The sequence below is a fragment of the Acinetobacter sp. YH12052 genome (assembly GCF_013419835.1).
In the GTDB taxonomy this organism is placed as follows: Bacteria; Pseudomonadota; Gammaproteobacteria; order Pseudomonadales; family Moraxellaceae; genus Acinetobacter; species Acinetobacter amyesii.
In genome coordinates, this window is record NZ_VOZI01000007.1 from 12,544 (window position 1) to 28,941 (window position 16,398).

General features: G+C 40.5%; 17 protein-coding genes, 2 tRNA genes and 1 pseudogene. 7 read left to right on the top strand and 13 right to left on the bottom strand.

Annotated features, from left to right (window positions below; translation table 11 throughout):
• Nucleotides 1-80: 80 nt before the first annotated feature.
• From FTU06_RS06455 to FTU06_RS06465, 3 genes are all read left to right on the top strand, one after another.
• A tRNA-Ser gene (locus FTU06_RS06455) sits at nucleotides 81-171 on the top strand.
• A 427-nt stretch (nucleotides 172-598) separates the two neighbouring features.
• The gene (locus tag FTU06_RS06460; protein WP_078190515.1) at nucleotides 599-826 is read left to right on the top strand and encodes a hypothetical protein; all 228 of its coding nucleotides are present in this window, start codon (nucleotides 599-601) and stop codon (nucleotides 824-826) included.
• Nucleotides 827-1,016: 190 nt separating this feature from the next.
• Nucleotides 1,017-1,092: transfer RNA gene (locus FTU06_RS06465), tRNA-Thr, on the top strand.
• 51 nt (nucleotides 1,093-1,143) lie between these two features.
• Here the strand turns inward: FTU06_RS06465 and FTU06_RS06470 are convergent.
• From FTU06_RS06470 to FTU06_RS06480, 3 genes are all read right to left on the bottom strand, one after another.
• Nucleotides 1,144-1,971, bottom strand: coding sequence for a cyclopropane-fatty-acyl-phospholipid synthase family protein (locus FTU06_RS06470; protein WP_180145595.1), 828 nt, complete (start codon nucleotides 1,969-1,971; stop codon nucleotides 1,144-1,146).
• 1 nt (nucleotide 1,972) lies between these two features.
• Nucleotides 1,973-3,271: an FAD-dependent oxidoreductase gene (locus FTU06_RS06475; RefSeq protein WP_180145598.1), complete on the bottom strand. Its 1,299-nt coding sequence runs from the start codon at nucleotides 3,269-3,271 to the stop codon at nucleotides 1,973-1,975.
• Between the two features lie 430 nt (nucleotides 3,272-3,701).
• Complete coding sequence (locus FTU06_RS06480) at nucleotides 3,702-4,580, bottom strand: pirin family protein (RefSeq protein ID WP_180025915.1); 879 nt, start codon at nucleotides 4,578-4,580, stop codon at nucleotides 3,702-3,704.
• 327 nt (nucleotides 4,581-4,907) lie between these two features.
• Between FTU06_RS06480 and ycaC the strand changes: the two genes are divergently transcribed.
• Nucleotides 4,908-5,534, top strand: coding sequence for an isochorismate family cysteine hydrolase YcaC (gene ycaC, locus FTU06_RS06485; RefSeq protein ID WP_180022376.1), 627 nt, complete (start codon nucleotides 4,908-4,910; stop codon nucleotides 5,532-5,534).
• Between the two features lie 106 nt (nucleotides 5,535-5,640).
• Nucleotides 5,641-6,564 carry a LysR substrate-binding domain-containing protein gene (locus tag FTU06_RS06490; RefSeq protein ID WP_168378962.1) on the top strand — a complete coding sequence of 308 codons (924 nt, stop codon included), beginning with the start codon at nucleotides 5,641-5,643 and terminating at the stop codon, nucleotides 6,562-6,564.
• 69 nt (nucleotides 6,565-6,633) lie between these two features.
• Here FTU06_RS06490 and ahpC read toward each other — a convergent pair whose 3' ends face one another.
• Nucleotides 6,634-7,197 carry an alkyl hydroperoxide reductase subunit C gene (gene ahpC, locus FTU06_RS06495; RefSeq protein ID WP_078190520.1) on the bottom strand — a complete coding sequence of 188 codons (564 nt, stop codon included), beginning with the start codon at nucleotides 7,195-7,197 and terminating at the stop codon, nucleotides 6,634-6,636.
• A gap of 162 nt (nucleotides 7,198-7,359) precedes the next feature.
• Nucleotides 7,360-7,998 carry a TetR/AcrR family transcriptional regulator gene (locus FTU06_RS06500; RefSeq protein WP_180065216.1) on the bottom strand — a complete coding sequence of 213 codons (639 nt, stop codon included), beginning with the start codon at nucleotides 7,996-7,998 and terminating at the stop codon, nucleotides 7,360-7,362.
• A gap of 132 nt (nucleotides 7,999-8,130) precedes the next feature.
• Between FTU06_RS06500 and FTU06_RS06505 the strand changes: the two genes are divergently transcribed.
• The gene (locus tag FTU06_RS06505) at nucleotides 8,131-8,595 is read left to right on the top strand and encodes a hotdog fold domain-containing protein (RefSeq protein WP_180065215.1); all 465 of its coding nucleotides are present in this window, start codon (nucleotides 8,131-8,133) and stop codon (nucleotides 8,593-8,595) included.
• Nucleotides 8,596-8,718: 123 nt separating this feature from the next.
• Here FTU06_RS06505 and ssb read toward each other — a convergent pair whose 3' ends face one another.
• From ssb to FTU06_RS06520, 3 genes and pseudogenes are all read right to left on the bottom strand, one after another.
• On the bottom strand, nucleotides 8,719-9,297 hold the full coding sequence (gene ssb, locus FTU06_RS06510) for a single-stranded DNA-binding protein (RefSeq protein ID WP_373684695.1): 579 nt from the start codon (nucleotides 9,295-9,297) through the stop codon (nucleotides 8,719-8,721).
• 249 nt (nucleotides 9,298-9,546) lie between these two features.
• On the bottom strand, nucleotides 9,547-9,930 hold the full coding sequence (locus FTU06_RS06515) for a hypothetical protein (protein WP_180145601.1): 384 nt from the start codon (nucleotides 9,928-9,930) through the stop codon (nucleotides 9,547-9,549).
• A 124-nt stretch (nucleotides 9,931-10,054) separates the two neighbouring features.
• Nucleotides 10,055-10,354, bottom strand: a pseudogene (locus FTU06_RS06520) (transposase); the annotation flags it as partial.
• 74 nt (nucleotides 10,355-10,428) lie between these two features.
• Here FTU06_RS06520 and FTU06_RS06525 point away from each other — a divergent pair.
• A complete protein-coding gene (locus tag FTU06_RS06525; protein ID WP_180145604.1) occupies nucleotides 10,429-10,587 on the top strand; it encodes a hypothetical protein in 159 nt (52 codons plus the stop codon).
• Between the two features lie 113 nt (nucleotides 10,588-10,700).
• Here the strand turns inward: FTU06_RS06525 and FTU06_RS06530 are convergent, their stop codons facing one another.
• The 5 genes from FTU06_RS06530 to FTU06_RS06550 form a co-directional block, all read right to left on the bottom strand.
• Nucleotides 10,701-11,789, bottom strand: a complete 1,089-nt coding sequence (locus FTU06_RS06530) for a fimbrial protein (RefSeq protein ID WP_180145606.1) — start codon at nucleotides 11,787-11,789, stop codon at nucleotides 10,701-10,703.
• The gene (locus tag FTU06_RS06535; protein WP_257234308.1) at nucleotides 11,786-14,335 is read right to left on the bottom strand and encodes a fimbria/pilus outer membrane usher protein; all 2,550 of its coding nucleotides are present in this window, start codon (nucleotides 14,333-14,335) and stop codon (nucleotides 11,786-11,788) included. Before FTU06_RS06535 ends, FTU06_RS06530 begins: the two co-directional genes overlap by 4 nt.
• A gap of 27 nt (nucleotides 14,336-14,362) precedes the next feature.
• The gene (locus FTU06_RS06540) at nucleotides 14,363-15,061 is read right to left on the bottom strand and encodes a molecular chaperone (RefSeq protein ID WP_180145612.1); all 699 of its coding nucleotides are present in this window, start codon (nucleotides 15,059-15,061) and stop codon (nucleotides 14,363-14,365) included.
• 22 nt (nucleotides 15,062-15,083) lie between these two features.
• Entirely contained in the window at nucleotides 15,084-15,620 is a 537-nt protein-coding gene (locus FTU06_RS06545) for a fimbrial protein (protein ID WP_180145615.1), read from the bottom strand.
• Nucleotides 15,621-15,943: 323 nt separating this feature from the next.
• Entirely contained in the window at nucleotides 15,944-16,381 is a 438-nt protein-coding gene (locus tag FTU06_RS06550; RefSeq protein WP_180145618.1) for a hypothetical protein, read from the bottom strand.
• Nucleotides 16,382-16,398: the final 17 nt, after the last annotated feature.

The following is a 16,398-nucleotide window of genomic DNA, read 5'->3' on the forward strand; positions in this document are numbered from 1 at the left end:
ACCGCTCAAGATGTTTTTGTCTAATTCAATTGTTTCTCTTGGCAGAATATATTTTTTTCGCTATTATCCACCGCGCAAAAGGTGAAGTGTCCGAGTGGCTGAAGGAGCACGCCTGGAAAGTGTGTAAACGTTTATAGCGTTTCGAGGGTTCGAATCCCTCTTTCACCGCCAGAATAAACTGCTATACCAAGCAGAATGAAGGTCTAAATTGATAAAATTTAGGCCTTTTTTAATTTTATTGTTCTCAATATTAAATATTCCCCTAATTGATCTTCTATTTGTTTAGCTCAATAACTTCACAGTATTTGAGTCCTGATTGATGGATTTAAATCACACGTTTTTTCCTAATGCACGACTTATGGATTTTTTATTGGCAGTAAGAAAGACACGTTTATTTACAAATACAAATTTTATATTCTAAAGACAATTACTTAAGCCTATGCTAAAAATAAATCATCCTCTCAATATAGGTGCTATTCAAAAAATTATTCATTAATTTAAACATCATAGAACTGAAACGCGATTGCGGTACTTTTAACTTGATCAACGAAAAACTTAAAAAACACCTTTCATATATCACTGCTATTCGGGAGAGAACATGAATAACAGCCAGAATTATGTTAAGCAGATCAAGAATGCCAAACGTGGTGGCTATACCCCAACCCTTGCCAAAGACATCAATAAACATAAAATTCAAAAAGCACAGCGTCTGATTGACGAATGGCGAAAGCTCGCCAATGAACTCCGCCCCCAAATGCAACTGGAGATGGCATATACACTTGAGGAATGCGCACAGGATCTAGACCAAATTTTAAGAATGAAATAGCACTCAACGTTCATCCATCCTATTTTTTCGCCCACATCTTGTGGGCGAAACATTGCCTAATTTTATTTTTCTGGTTTTTAGAGCCAAACATCGGTTGAATGCTGAATAAATCAAACGTATAAATTACATTCGATTTGCTGTTTTTTTAACTTGCACCACTTCAAAAAATCTGTAGAATGCATTCCACAACGCCGGCATAGCTCAGTTGGTAGAGCAACTGACTTGTAATCAGTAGGTCCACAGTTCGAATCCGTGTGCCGGCACCATTTCTTAGCCTCACTTTTTAGTGAGGCTTTGATGTTTTTAGAGCCACTCTTTTATGGCTTCCTCGCGCTAATCTGCACATAACGAATCAGCCCGTCTCGATACAACTTTTCGCACAATTTTGCCGTCATCTTGATTTTGAATTGATCCACATGACTCAGGCTCGTCTGACGTTGTTGTTCTTGAATATAATCGGCAAAACCCTGAAATACGAATTCGCTGATATCTTCGATCTGGATATTTTCGAAACCTGCCTGTTGCACTTGGTGTTGTAAATTTTGCTTTGAATTTAAATTTTTCAAATTCACATCTGCTGCTTTCAACAGACTTTGATATTTCAGTCGCTGCAATGAATTTAAATTCAAAAACGCATCGGCCAACATCAAATAGTGAAAAGCAAAACGTCCTTTTGAATTCAAAACATCAACGACTGATAAAAGCAATGAATTCAACTCACTATGATACGCAGCATCAATACACAGTACGGCATCCATAGCGTTTTGTGGATAAATATTTTTTAAATTCAAAAATGAATCTTGCTGGATTTTAATCTTTGAATTTAAATTTTTTTGGATTTTTTCCACACATGCGGTTTGCAATTCGACTGCGGATAAGTTTTGAATTTGAAAATGTTCCATCCAAAAAACCAAGCTCGCACCCTGCCCACAACCGAGGTCTAAAACACGATCTGTAGATTTTAATTGAATGGATTCGGCAAGATATAAAGCGAGTTTTTGACAGGCCGCAGGATAGGATGATTTTGCATCATCCCAATAGCCCAAATTGCTCCAAGCAAGTTCCGCATCATCTCCGAGTAGTCGACTGTTAATCGCATATTTATGGCTAGGGATGTGCTGACGAATTGCTTGAAGCCATTTCATGTTAGTAACCGAGTTGAGGGGCTACCTCCACTTTAGGTTTTAAACCCACAAACGGCAATGGTGCACCAAAAATTTCTGCAATATGCATAGCAGACGTTACCGCAGACTCTAAAATCGGCAGACCGTCACAAGACCATGAACCACAGAAGAAGACTTTACGTTCAGGGGATAAATGTCGTTGCTGTAACTCTTTATTCAGCGCCACGGTATGTGAATCCACCACTGCACGTGTCAAACTGACCGAAGAGATCACTTTTTTAGGATCAATCGGTGTCACTGGCTGCCAGGTTTGGAACACAGGGGTTTTACCCACCAAGCTCGGCTCAATGGAGTTGAGCCATACGGTAAATTGCTGACGGGTAAATTTACGATCCATCATATAACTTAGTACAGACCAATCTTTACGCTTCGGCGGCATCACTGTTTGATCGGTGTGAATCACCAATTGACCTTGCTCAAATTTAAATTTCTTTAAGAGCTCAATATCGTCAGCAAACTGGGTTGAATCTAAAAATTCTTCCGTTTTGGTGGTTGGTGTCGCGACTACCACACGATCGAATAGATGATGTGCTCCGGCCTCAGTTTCCACCAAGACTTTATCGTCTTGCTCGTGCACTTTGGTAATTACCGTACCACTTTGAATATTTAAACCTTCAATCAGTTTATCAACCAACGCAGGTGTACCACCTTGGATACGCAGCAAGGCATCGCCATTGGTCAATTGACGCAAGAAAATCAACAACGGTTTCGCAGGCCATTCCCCAATCGTTTTCGGGTTACAGGTGCAAATGGTATACAACACAGGCATGACCGCACCATGCCAAAATACTTCTTCAATTTCATTTTTATTAATGAACTCGGCAAGCGTGATGTCCTGATTTTTTGATTTAAAAAATCGAGTGATCGCTGCTTTGAGTTGCAACATCCCTTTGACTAAACGCCAGCCATATTGTTGTAAGCCTTTACGGTTATTAATAATTGGGAAATTACCAATACGGCTACGACTGGTGGTCAACCACGTTTCTGTACGATCTTCAAATAGCCAACTGCATGCCATATAGGTACGGACTGGGAAAGTTTTAATCCCTAAATGGGTCGCCAAACTTAAGGTATTTTTCCAGAGGTGTGGATTCATCACACGCAAAGGGGCATCGATCAAGCCGCCTTCAAACTCAGTGCTGTGGCTATCCATACCACGACCAGGCAGAGCTTCGAAAATTGTAATGTTATGCCCTGCGTCTTTAAGAATTCTTGCGGTAGCCAGCCCAGCCATGCCACTACCGATGACTGCAATTTCCAATTTTCTTTTCCATCTATAAAACACAGTTTAAAAGTATGACTGATCAGAAGTTAAAAATAGCTATTAAAAAATACCAGATTCGCACTTTTTGTATGGATTTCAGTACAACCGTTTTTAAGTTAAATTTACAAATATTTACAGTCAAAAAGCACACAATTTAAGCTTTGTTTTTTAAACATATTTTTCTTTAAAATTTTAATTACTCTATAAAACCAAACAATTAAATTAACCATTTTTATAACTTTCGGTTTACTTTAAAGCCAAGTCTCGCTAAGATGCGCCACATAAGAAAGTGATAAATTCATCACAATTTATAAAAAGTAAAATGATATTTAAATCATGACGACTATAAATACTACAGCGCTCAATAAAAAAGCCTCTGACTGTTCAGAGGCTTTTTTTTCGGCTATTTCAACGGCATGAATTTCACTTAAGCCTCATGCGCTAGCGCAATTTCACCAAATTTTCCGTTATTGAAATCATCAAAGGCTTGAATGATTTCAGCTTTGCTATTCATCACAAATGGGCCATAACCTTGAATCGGCTCATTTAGTGGCTCACCGCTAAGTAACAGAAATTGTGTGTCCTGCAACGCTTGTAGCTGAATGGCGATATCATCTTTGGCAAACATGACCATCGAACTGTCTTGAACTTTATGGCTTTCATTCACCACAACCTCACCCTTCAAGACCACCAAAATGGTGTTATGCCCTTCAGGTACATGTAAGGTGGTTTCATATTGAGCTTTCAATTCACCATCCCAGACATTCACTGGACTAAAGGTTTGTGCAGGCCCAAGGTGACCACCCATTTCACCAGCAATCACCCGAATATGCCCTGCACCTTCATCCATGTCTATGCGAGGAATATCTTGGCGTGTGATCGCTTGATAACGAGGCTGGGTCATTTTGTCTTTTGCCGGTAAATTCACCCACAATTGAACCATTTCAAAAAGACCACCTGCTTGAGCAAATTCAGGCGAATGAAATTCTTCATGCACCAGACCCGACCCTGCGGTCATCCATTGCACATCGCCTGTTTGAATTGTGCCGCCACCACCACTTGAGTCCTTATGAGTCACTTCACCGCTGTAGGCGATAGTCACCGTTTCAAAACCACGATGTGGATGTGAACCTACACCATGCCGTGCAGTGGTGGGATCGAACTGATAAGGTGCCGCATAATCCAAAAGCAAAAATGGGCTAATCGCCTGACCTAGACGATCATAGGAAAATAAGCTTTTGACTGGAAAACCATCGCCCACCCAGTGCATTTGCTGATTACGATAAACACCAATTACTTTTTTCATTTCTTAGCTCCTATATTCATACGATAGGATGAACATAGCGCTTATTTTAAGCTTTGAAATACTTGATGGCCATCATCCAGATAGCATTCTATATCTCAAATTTAGAACAATACTCAGACATACAATCTGCACCTCACTCAAAACCAAGCATTAATTCAGAAATTCTAAGCTTTAAGTCATATATAACGATGAATTATCCCAATTTTATGATTGAGCTTCTCATTTAAACCCATTTCATTGTCTCATTTTTACAACTATTCTAAATCTAGTTAACACGCAGATTTCATCTGATCCTGCGTACTTGCAAACAGGAAAGAGGACAATAAAATGGGCAAACCTTACGTTCGTTTAGACAAAGATAATGCCGCGGTACTTTTAGTTGACCATCAAACAGGTCTACTTTCATTGGTTCGCGACATTGATCCAGATAAATTTAAAAATAATGTGCTCGCACTGGCTGCAGCCGCAAAATATTTTAATCTTCCAACGATTCTCACCACCAGTTTTGAACAAGGTCCAAACGGTCCATTGGTTCCAGAACTAAAAGAGATGTTCCCTGACGCACCTTATATTGCACGCCCAGGTCAAATTAATGCTTGGGACAATGAAGACTTTGTGAAAGCCGTCAAAGCAACAGGCAAAAAGCAATTGATTATTGCCGGTGTAGTGACTGAGGTTTGTGTTGCATTTCCAACCTTGTCTGCTTTAGAAGAAGACTTTGACGTCTTTGTGGTGACCGATGCTTCAGGTACATTCAACCATTTAACCCGTGACTCAGCTTGGCAACGTATGACGCAAGCGGGTGCGCAGCTTATGACGTGGTTTGGTACCGCGTGTGAATTACACCGCGACTGGCGTAATGATATTGAAGGTTTAGGTGCGCTTTTCGGCAACCATATACCGGACTACCGCAACCTAATCAACAGCTATACGCAAAATACTGAAAAGAAATAATCCTTCAGTAGTAAAAAGCGGCTTCGAGCCGCTTTTTTGATACCTGATGTATAAATTGACGTATGATGATTTGAATTGAAATAATTTTCACTGCATAAGGTGATCCATGCATTCATTTGATGATTATTACTACTTTTACTTGGTGGTGAAACATGGCGGTTTTAGCGCTGCAAGTGAAGCATCGAATATTACAAAATCAAAATTAAGCCGACGCATTTTAGATCTTGAAGCCAAATATAATGTCACCCTTATTCAGCGTTCTACCCGACACTTTAAGGTCACGACATTAGGCCAAGAATTGTATGAAGAATGCATAAAAGTAATCGAACAAGTTGAATGTGCGCATCAGGTGCTCCTGAAGCAAAAAAGTGAACTTGAAGGCTTGGTTAAAATTAGTTGTCCACCGGTCATGATGGAACATCAAATTCGCCCCTTGTTAAATCAATTTTTAAAAGATCATCCCAAAGTTCAGGTCGAACTTGAGCTGTCTAGCCGCCGTGTAGATGTCTTGCATGACGACATTGATTTAGCGATTCGTACCAATTTTAGTAAAAATGAAGACTCGAGCATTATTGTACGTGACGTGATTAAAACCGTGCATTGCTTAGTGATTAGTCCTGAACTTTTACAAGGACGCGAGTTAAAGCATATTTTCGAATTGACAGAATTTCCGAGTATCGTTTTGGGTACACAGAAAAACCGCTATCAATGGCATTTGCATCATACGGGACAGCAAGAGCAGATTGAAATTGCCTTACAACCTCGGATTAAAAGCAATGACTTAGCCGGTGCTTATTATGCGGTACTCGATGGTTTAGGCATCGCAGACTTACCGTATTTAACGGTACAAGCAGATATTGAGGCAGGTCGTTTAATTCACCTCTTCCCCGAATGGTGCTCAAATGTCGGTACGGTACAATTGGTATATGCTTCGCGAAAAGGTCAGCGCCTAGTCATGGAAAGATTAATTGACTATTTAGTCGCTGGAATTCGTGACTATGCTCCGGAGCATGATGGCTATTTAGTTTAATGTTCTAGACCACAAAAAAAAGCCAGAACTGAGTTCTGGCTTTTTTAAATCTACGGTTGGATCACTAAATTAGATTTTACCCACTAGGTCGATCGATGGTGCAAGCGTCGCTTCACCTTCTTTCCATTTTGCAGGACATACTTCACCTGGGTGTGCATGTACATATTGAGCAGCTTTTACTTTACGCATCAATTCAGAAGCATCACGGCCGATACCACCTGCGTTGATTTCAACGATTTGGATTTTACCTTCAGGGTCGATCACGAAAGTACCACGGTCAGCAAGACCATCCGCTTCAATTAAAACATCAAAGTTTTTCGCAAGTGTCCAAGTTGGATCGCCAACCATTGGGTATTCGATTTTCTTAATTTCTTCAGAAGAATCGTGCCAAGCTTTATGCGTGAAGTGTGTATCAGTAGATACTGAATAAATTTCTACACCCATTTTTTTGAATTCAGCATAGTGATCAGCAAGATCGCCTAATTCTGTTGGACATACAAACGTAAAGTCAGCAGGATAGAAGAACACCACAGACCATTTACCGTAGAAGTCTTTTTCTGAAACTTCAATAAATTGACCGTCTTGGTAAGCGGTAGCGTTAAATGGTTTTACTTCAGTATTAATTAAACTCATTTGATATTCCTCTAACTCATTTCAGGGATTGCTTATCTGTTGAAGCTAGAATACGAAATATCAAACCATAGGTAAAACCGAACTTTTTTATAAAAACTATCGGATTTTTAGATTCACTATTTAAATCAATCTTTGCCTTTCCATCGAGCAAACCAATCAATTTCAATGAGAGCAAGGCTTTATATCCATACAGAGGGCCTGCCAAGCAGCCTGTATAAACTGTTGTTTATAGTGTGATGGTGGCGTTTTGACTTTATGTGATAACCATGCCCGACAATAATTTTCCGTTGCCCCTAAGACCAAAGACATCATTAATTCTTTGGGTAAATGCTCGATCAAATGCCAATCGGATTGTGCGGTCAACCAATCCAGCAGCGCGCTATTGCGTTGTAGATTATGTTGTTTTAACTCGGCTTGTAGCGTTTCCTTACGCATACTAAACCCTGCCGCATACAAGAATCCTGCAAAATCAGGATACGCTTCGACCCAGTCGATATACGAGCACAAAATAGCTTGAATGCCTTCCTGCAGCGATTGGGCCTGTGTCAAGGCGTCTGCCCTTTTCGCAAATTGATCTTGCAATGCCGCAAAATACAATGCTGCTACTAAACCATCTTTATTTTTAAAATGATGGTAAATCGCGCCAACACTGGTCTCTGCACGGTCTCGTACATGTTCAATGGTCGCCGTTTCAATCCCTTGCTCTAAAAAACACGCGAGGGCTTCTCCTAAGATCTGCCGTTTAAGTTCCGCTCGGCGACCGTTGTAAATTCGTTGCAATAATGCTTGATTTGACGACATCGATACCTTCCCTTTGTCGGGTCATTTTAAAACAATGTTGGCTTTTTTTAATAGCTGTGACGTCATTTACGCCATTAACAGAATATTATTCTGTATTAGAATTATATTCTGAATAATGAAGGATAATTAAGCATGAGCCAAGCATTAAAATTATGGAAGACCTTCCAAAACAAACCCGCAGGGAAATGGACTTTTTCTAAATTGCTGTGTTTGAAAGCACCGTATTTCAGTAGCATTTCGCCTGTTTTTGATGAATTAAAGCCCCAATACTGTGAACTACATATAAAAAAACAGCGCAGCGTGCTGAATCATATTGGCACTGTCCACGCGATTGCCATGTGTAATATGGCTGAATTGGCTGGCGGAACCATGACCGATGTGACCGTTCCGAGCAGCCATCGTTGGATTCCCAAAGGCATGACTGTGGAATATTTGAAAAAAGCCGATACAGATTTAACGGCCATTGCCACGCCTGTCGATGCCAATTTTACGTGGAATGCAGGGAGTGATTATTTGGTGAATGTCGTGGTGAACAACACACGTAATGAAGCGGTTTTTAAAGCCGTGATTACCATGTGGGTTTCTGCAAAAACATAAGTCGTCGACTCAATTGCAAAATGAAACTGATCTTTCAAAATGAGACCTGCGAAAAAAAGCCCTCAAGATTGAGGGCTTTTTTTGATGATGATCTACCGTTTTAAACGCTGTGTTTAAGGTTTATTAGAACGGTAAGTCGTCATCTAAATCTGCTGCAGCAGGAGCCGGTGTCGGTGCAGGCTGTTGTTTTGGCGCAAAACCACCTGGGTTGTTGTTGCCATAACTGTTGCCTTGAGCCGGTTGGTTATTGCCATAACCGCCTTGGTTTGAGTTATTACCGTAGCCACCTTGGTTTTGGTTATTGTTATAACCACCTTGTTGGTTATTAAAACGAGGCTGACCAAAATCGCCGCCTTGACCTTGTTCGCCTTGTTGGCGGTTATTGTCAAGCATTTGCATTTGTTCACCACGAATTTCAGTCGTGTAACGCTCTTGACCACCTTGATCTGTCCACTGACGAGTACGTAATGAACCTTCAATATACACTTTAGAACCTTTGCGCAAATATTGCTGTGCAATTTCACCTAAACGGTTATGCAACACAATACGGTGCCATTCTGTTTGCTCTTTACGCTCACCTGTATTTTTATCAGTCCATGAATCACTCGTTGCAATTGAGAACTGAGTGAGAGAACCACCATTTGGGAAAGTTTTTGTTTCAGGGTCACGACCCAAAGTACCAACTAAAATGACTTTGCTCACTAATATTTACTATAATTATTTTTTAATTGTTTTATATCAATTCATTAAATTAGTATTTTATATTTTAACTCTATTTTTATTTTCCTAACAATAACAGACTACTTTTTGAACACGTAATTCATTTTTTGCTAAATTATTTTGTTAAAAAAGATGTTGGAGGCTGCGTAAATTCAATAGACCTTGCGAAAGTATGCTTTTACCTAATTTTTGAATTAGCTAAAATCTTATAAAAATATAGCTTATACCTATTTAATTTTTGACTAACGCAAGAAGTCTATTATAGAAATTAATCCTATATTCACATTTTATTTTGTTATTTTTAAGATAACTAAACAACTCTAGCCAAAAAATACAGTTAGCTTGGTTTTTAAACCAATCCTCATGACTTTTGCTTTCAATGGATAAAAGATACGTATGTTGAGTAAGGCTCAAATAGTCTTTCATAACGCGATTAATCATTGACTTTTTCAGTCTCTCTTTTGCAATTTTTTGCTCACCACCCCCAACAACAGTAAGTTTTACTGTTTGGTCGATTATGTTGGAATATTTTCTTAGCGAACGTTCAATTAAGTTGACTTGTTTCAAACGAGATAGCTTAAAACTCTTCTTTGATTTAGCTTGTTTTTTGGACATTATTAGCTCCAAATTCATTATTCTAAAAATTTCATAAGGGCTTTTTTTGAGCATGAGAAAGCCTAGAGCCTAAATTGTGATGAAATTTAAGCTAATGATATTTTTAAAAAAATAGGTATAAAAATTTTCTGGATGAGCTAGCTTTTCTTGTTAATTTTTTTAAAGCTTGCTCAAGTATGCTAGGTTCAGTTTCTGAAGACTTTTTATTCCAAATCGAGAAGTAATAATGCACAGTGCTTTTAGGTGGGAAGTCTCGAGGAAGCATACTCCATTGGCATCCACTTTTTAGAATATAGAGCAATGCGCAAAATACTTCATAGACATCAACGACTCTTGGACGTGTTTGTTTTTTTCCGCTCAATAGTAACGGTTCAATTTTTTTAAAAGGTTCTCGACTAATGTCGCTGGGATATGGTTTTCTCATGGGGGAAATTTAACAAATTATTTTTTCAATTGCTAAAAAAGAATGAAATTAATACTGGATAGGCTCTAAGCTTAGTGGAACAGTGGCAATATCAAACCTTAGATGATTATGGCTATGCCTTTAGTTTTTTCTGGATGGCTGCGCCATATTTTCTGGGCATGGATGCCAGCCACATGCATCCTAAATACATAGATGCAATCCGCTATATTTTGCACAGTCAATCCAAACCTTAGACTCAAACAGGCCGAATGAATTTAGGCTCAAGCTCCTGCTCATTTCCAAGATTGTAAACATCACAGGAAACTGCCTCAGCCTGATAAATACCGAGGCTACAGCGGTTCAGCCGCTATTTAAAATAGACTTCATAATTAATGACAGAGGTGAATTTTCCAGCATTTACAGGCTTTTTCAGAAACAATACGCCCGCTTCAAAGTTTTTACTCAGCTGCGTTCCTGTACTGTAGCCAAAATCAACCGTGTCATTTAAGCTCAAAGGCGCGCTGTTTCCTGATTCAAACAGGCGGATTCCCACCACATCTTTCATGCCTGTTTCTATGGCAGTGACCGTTTGATCATCCACTTTATACGCCGAACTAAACACGCCAACAAAAGGATATTTTGCGCAGTCTTTGCCATTGATGGTGACATTAATGGTAAATGGCGTTTTTCTTAGAACGGTATTTAAATCCTGATAAGCATAGTATTTGCCCAAATCCACACTCTGCGTGCTCAGCACAGGGACACATTCCACATAATTGATTTGAACCCCGCTGACTTTTTCCTGAAAATTGCCGTTGCCGTTACGCCCGCCAGTACCGTCCAGCTGGAAAACATCATAGTTTTTCACCGTTGCAGGAAAGTTGCTGCCTGAACCGCGCGCCTTAATATATAAAGAATAGGTTAAGGTAATGGTTTGAGGATCACTGCAGCGCCGTCCCGACGCATATTTTCCAATCAGCCGGCAATTATTTGCGGCCGTTGACGTAGACCTGTAATTATCAGATTGATAGCTGAGCGCGCGCTTGCCGGTCGCGATTTTATCGGTGGTTTTTGTAATGGGATACTCTTGGCCATTAAAACGGATGCCCATAATTAAATTAGAGTTGCCAAAATCTGTCGCTAATTGTTTCGCAGCGTCATCGACATATAAATAAGCATCTTCACTGGAGTTGGTCGTTGCATCATCATAACAGGTAAACGTCGACGAATAAGTTTGGGATTCCCAAAGCAGGGTATTGGCATCGTCATTAAAGCTGGTGACCGTAATGGTGCCGACGTTTGTGGTATTGGTGGTGTTTTTTGCTGTGTCAATATTAAAATTGCTGGTCGCCTTGCCGCCGGACAGGCAGCGCATAGCCGATGCGCTTTGCGCAGCGGTTAAACTGATGGCGATTAAAAATGCATTCAAAAACAGCTGAAGCCATTTGCTCTTCATTTAGATTCTCCAGCTTCACATGTTAATGCCAGTTCATCGTAACCAATATCACGGCTGCTGAGCTGCGGTAAAGTAAAATGACACTGCTGGTTTTCAGCACTGCCCCATTTCGCGGTCAAAACCTGCCCTGACTCAACATTGGTCAGGTAAGCCTGGCCGTTCAGTCCCACCAGGCCATAACGGTTAAGGCCTTTCACATCGCTGATTTCCGTGCCGGCCGCTAATTCACGGTCTTTATAATTCAAATTGACCAGCACGCTGTAACCTGTCTTGACATCAAATTTTACTTTCACAATCGCGTATTTAGTAGGAACAATATCATTCTTCACCAATTCATCAATAAAGATATTTTGCCCTAAATCCTCCGCCTGCAGCGCTACACGGTTTTTTGCATAAGGGTTGCTGCTGCTGATAATAGCATAGCCATGCTTATCCAATTTTAAACCGGTTTGATTTTCAATACGGATATCGCTGGCGCCTTTGGCTTCAATCAAAATCGGCGAATTATACATTTGCTGCCCGAAGACTGCCCCTTGAGAATGCACAAGCAGGCCGCCGCTCACCCCTGCATACAGCTGCTGGTATTGATCTGCATAAGCATATCCGACATTGGCATTGCCTTTGATTCCCCGATATGCTGCATTCACATTAAAATGATCGCCGCTTTTTTCAGAATGCCCCGCCAGCAACTGCGCCTGCAGGTTTTTATCCTTCAAAAAGCTTGCAGACAGCGCGCTTTGCAGGGTTGCGCCCGAGCTTTCAGAATAGAGCGCGCTGTTATTGACAATAACATCATGCTGCTTAAAGGATTTCGGCGTATCAATCGGCAGGCTCAAATTCAGCCCAACAGAATACTCAGAACCGCTGAAGAGGCTCCTGCTGTTTTGATAATACAGGCCATAAGACATACGCTGAATATTGTTATTATAGCCAATCTGCCAATTGTGCTGATTGTATTCCTTTTGCCAAAACTGAGTATCGGACACATTGGCATACAGCTGCCCCCATTTGCCAAGACGCTGATTCAGTGAAATTTGATACTGAGTTTTTCTATTGAAAAACACAGGCGAATAATAGGACTGTGTTTGAATATCAGCAGAATTTGCGGGGTCATTGACTGCCGATGAGTTTTGGTACTGATACTTATACGCGCCATTCTGCCACTGCGCTTTTTCTTGTACAGCATCTGCAAAGCTGAAATACTGCTCACTGTAATGAGACCCGGTCAGGTGAATATCAGTTCCCAGTGTATTGATGGATTTTGCATAGTTCACACGCACAGCTAAGCCGTCTTCTTGACGGCCGCTGAATAAGGTATTGCGGGCATAGCTCAGGTCGGCAGAAACGGCGCCCCAATTTCCCAATGACCACGCGGTGCCACCTGCAACGGAGTGATAATCCTCTGCAACCAGCACGCCTACATACGGCGTCAGAAAATTGTTGAAGCCCAGCGTATAGGTCAGCTGGCCAAAATACGGCAGCTCCGCGCCTGAACCGCTGCGGTATTGCCCTGCAGTGATCTGATATTTATGCTGCCCAGCGCGCACCATATTCGGTATAGATGCATACGGCTGCATATAAGTACGGACGGAGCCGTCACTTTCAATAATTTTGATTTCCAAATCGCCGCTGTCGTTCACGCCAGATAAATCGGCGATTTCAAAATTGCCCGGCGCAACATTCATGCTGTACACCAAGTAATTATTTTGACGGATTTCGACCAGCGCATTACTGCGCGCTGTGCCACGGATCACAGGCGCATAGTTTTGCAAGCCGATTGGCAATTGCGCCTCATCACTGCTGAATTGCAGGCCGCGGAAATTAATGCTTTCAAAAATATCGCTGCGGGTATTGGCATCGCCCAGTTCCAGACGCGCCTTTAATGGAATAATGTCACGTTCAAGCTTATTGATGACATTGTCCCAAGATACAGACTGCCCGGTGCTTTTTAAAAAGCTGCTCTGATTGCGGTAACGCCACGCGCCCCAGTTAAAGCCGCTGTTCAATAATAGGCTGCTATTGCTCGTATCAGGACCTGACTGGCTTTTATAGGTATTCGTATTGGCGCTGTAATTTATGATCAGCGCATTAATCCCCTGATCATACAGCTTTGGTGAAATATAGCCGCGCGCATTCTGCTGTAAAAAAACCTGTGGAATGGATAAATTCAAGGTTTGCAGGCCAGCATCAAAATTCAGTTTTGCGCCGGACAATGCCGTCAGGTCATAACAGGCCGTAGATGGCTGCGCATCCGTTTGAGTGTCTAAAAGTATTTGATAGTCTTCAATAAAACTGGCATCAACACAAGGAACAACATTCTGATCTTTTTGATAGAATTTTACTTTTCTTTTTTCTATGCGCTGATTATTCAGATAAATGCTGAAATCATAATCACCCGGCAAAATGCTATAGCCTTTGGTGACAGCATCAAAAACCACTTGGTCGGTAACATCTTTAAGAAATGCTGTATTGAACGCTGAATCTTCTGCCTGTGTATTTAATGCAGCAAGGCTCAGACTAAGCAAAGACAGTTTTAAATAATGCAAGTTCAAATCCAACTGCAGTTCAAATCATTATTTCAAAATAACTTCGGGCATCTCAATATTGCTGCCATAGTCATTGATATAGGTAAATTTAAGGCTTTTTACATTTTCCGGCACGTTGCGCAGCACATCAATGCTTTGGAATGGCGGCGCCATATCCTGATTCATATGGGTGATCGGCTGGCCATTTTTGCCTAAAGCTAAATCACCGATCGTGATAAATAACGGGCTATTATTTTTCAGCTTCAATGTGCCATGTTCAACAGACCACTGAAGTTTTTTCACCGCTGCCGGAAAATCATCTTCAATTTGCTGCGGACGGTAGAATAATTTGAGTTTTGAACGCACTGCCAGCTGTAAAGTGTTTTCTTCTTCCGGCTTTGGCGGTATTTCCTGCACATTAATCCAAACTTGGCTTTCGCGGTCTGTCGGCAAGCCTGAACCCGAATAAATGAATCGTAAAACAGATTCTTTTTGCGGTTCAATTTTGATTAATGGCGGCGTCACAATAAAAGGCACTTTAGCTGAAGCTGTTTTATCTTCACCAGCTTCCAGCCAAGTTTGCACAATATAAGGTTTAGACGCGTTATTTTTCAGATTTAGCGTGGCAGCTTTGCTGTCACTGTGATAAATCACGCGGCTAGCCATGGCCTGAATCGCAGCATTGCTTGGCGATGCAAACGCAAGGCCGGACAAAACAATGGCGAATAAAGATGGATTCAGGCGCATGACTGTTCCTCAGGGTGCTAAATTATTTTTGCTGCAATGTAATGCTTACAGTTGCGTCTGCTTCACCTGCAGTCACAGTACTGCTAGTCGCTTGATAGAACGCCTGCAATGGCAAAGTTCCTGCAGCACTTCCGTCAGTGCCAGACGCAGTTAAAGCAGCGTTAGAATCAGCACCGACTACTGTATTTAAATTCACTAAATTTGATGTACTGTTTGCGTTTGCAATTGCAATGCCGACACCTGTTGCAACTGATGCTTTCAGCAGTTTAGTGTTCGTTGCATCTGCAGTACCTGCAAAGTTAACTTGATAGTTGCCGGCAACACAGTTGGCTACATCAATCGTAAAATTTGCTGGAGTTGATTTATCGCCAGCTGCTTTAAACATAGACGTTGGCCATTTGCCTAAAACAACTTCATTGCTGCTGCTGTTGTTGATTTTAATATCACATGCGGCATTCACAATTTCGCCAGTAAAGTTAATTTGACCCGCAGCAAATGCTGAAGTTGTGAAAGCCAATGCTGAAACTGCTGCGAATGCCAAAGAAATTTGTGTTTTCATTTGCTTAACCTAAAGATAATCAATAATTTTTTCCGCTTATTGCGGGACTTGCTAAAATACGATCACAAATACAAAGAAAATACAAAATGTGACATATCTTACATTTTTTGAATCATAGCAGAAAAAAAATATTTGAAAACTCCTTTGATACATTTTTTGTAAACAAGACAGGGAAATATCAACGAAACAGCTCAAAATCGCTTTACTAAATTTTTGATATATTAGACCTCTTGCTTTAGTCAAAATTTAATCCGTGATAAACGTTGATTTTTAAATAAATATCAAAATCTAAAATAGTCAAAAATGATATTTTCGCAAGAGATCTAATCTTTACCCGTGTTTCTAATAAAGTGAATTAAATTATCGTTTGATAATTTTTTATTACTTTCCTCAATTTCTTGTTCTGCTAGAAAATCTCTTAGATCTTGATCTCTTACTTGATCAGAGAAAATAGCATGTACATTTAATCTAATTTTAGGTGCACAAATTCTTAACTCTATCCCTGGAAAAACTTTTTTATTTAGCTTTGGAGCATCTTCATCATTTAAACGATTTTTAAGCTTAAACCACCCTTCAAAAGTAAAGTAATCCATTAAAGCAAAGACTTCAGGTTCGGCTTCATTTAGATGTTTTATCATTTCATCGATAAGTTTATCGTCATGCTCTTTATTGTTGTTAAACTTTGTACCTTTCCATTCATAAGATGCCGGTGTATGGACGTGTAAATCCCATATTCTCCATTCAGAACCCTTTTTAAACATATCTATCTCCCCCCTCT

Coding starts and splice junctions, on each gene's coding strand:
- FTU06_RS06460 (WP_078190515.1), top strand. CDS start 599: ATGAATAACAGCCAGAATTATGTTAAGCAGATCAAGAATGCCAAACGT.
- FTU06_RS06470 (WP_180145595.1), bottom strand. CDS start 1,971: ATGAAATGGCTTCAAGCAATTCGTCAGCACATCCCTAGCCATAAATAT.
- FTU06_RS06480 (WP_180025915.1), bottom strand. CDS start 4,580: ATGAAAAAAGTAATTGGTGTTTATCGTAATCAGCAAATGCACTGGGTG.
- ycaC (WP_180022376.1), top strand. CDS start 4,908: ATGGGCAAACCTTACGTTCGTTTAGACAAAGATAATGCCGCGGTACTT.
- FTU06_RS06490 (WP_168378962.1), top strand. CDS start 5,641: ATGCATTCATTTGATGATTATTACTACTTTTACTTGGTGGTGAAACAT.
- ahpC (WP_078190520.1), bottom strand. CDS start 7,197: ATGAGTTTAATTAATACTGAAGTAAAACCATTTAACGCTACCGCTTAC.
- FTU06_RS06500 (WP_180065216.1), bottom strand. CDS start 7,998: ATGTCGTCAAATCAAGCATTATTGCAACGAATTTACAACGGTCGCCGA.
- FTU06_RS06505 (WP_180065215.1), top strand. CDS start 8,131: ATGAGCCAAGCATTAAAATTATGGAAGACCTTCCAAAACAAACCCGCA.
- FTU06_RS06515 (WP_180145601.1), bottom strand. CDS start 9,930: ATGTCCAAAAAACAAGCTAAATCAAAGAAGAGTTTTAAGCTATCTCGT.
- FTU06_RS06530 (WP_180145606.1), bottom strand. CDS start 11,789: ATGAAGAGCAAATGGCTTCAGCTGTTTTTGAATGCATTTTTAATCGCC.
- FTU06_RS06540 (WP_180145612.1), bottom strand. CDS start 15,061: ATGCGCCTGAATCCATCTTTATTCGCCATTGTTTTGTCCGGCCTTGCG.
- FTU06_RS06545 (WP_180145615.1), bottom strand. CDS start 15,620: ATGAAAACACAAATTTCTTTGGCATTCGCAGCAGTTTCAGCATTGGCT.
- FTU06_RS06550 (WP_180145618.1), bottom strand. CDS start 16,381: ATGTTTAAAAAGGGTTCTGAATGGAGAATATGGGATTTACACGTCCAT.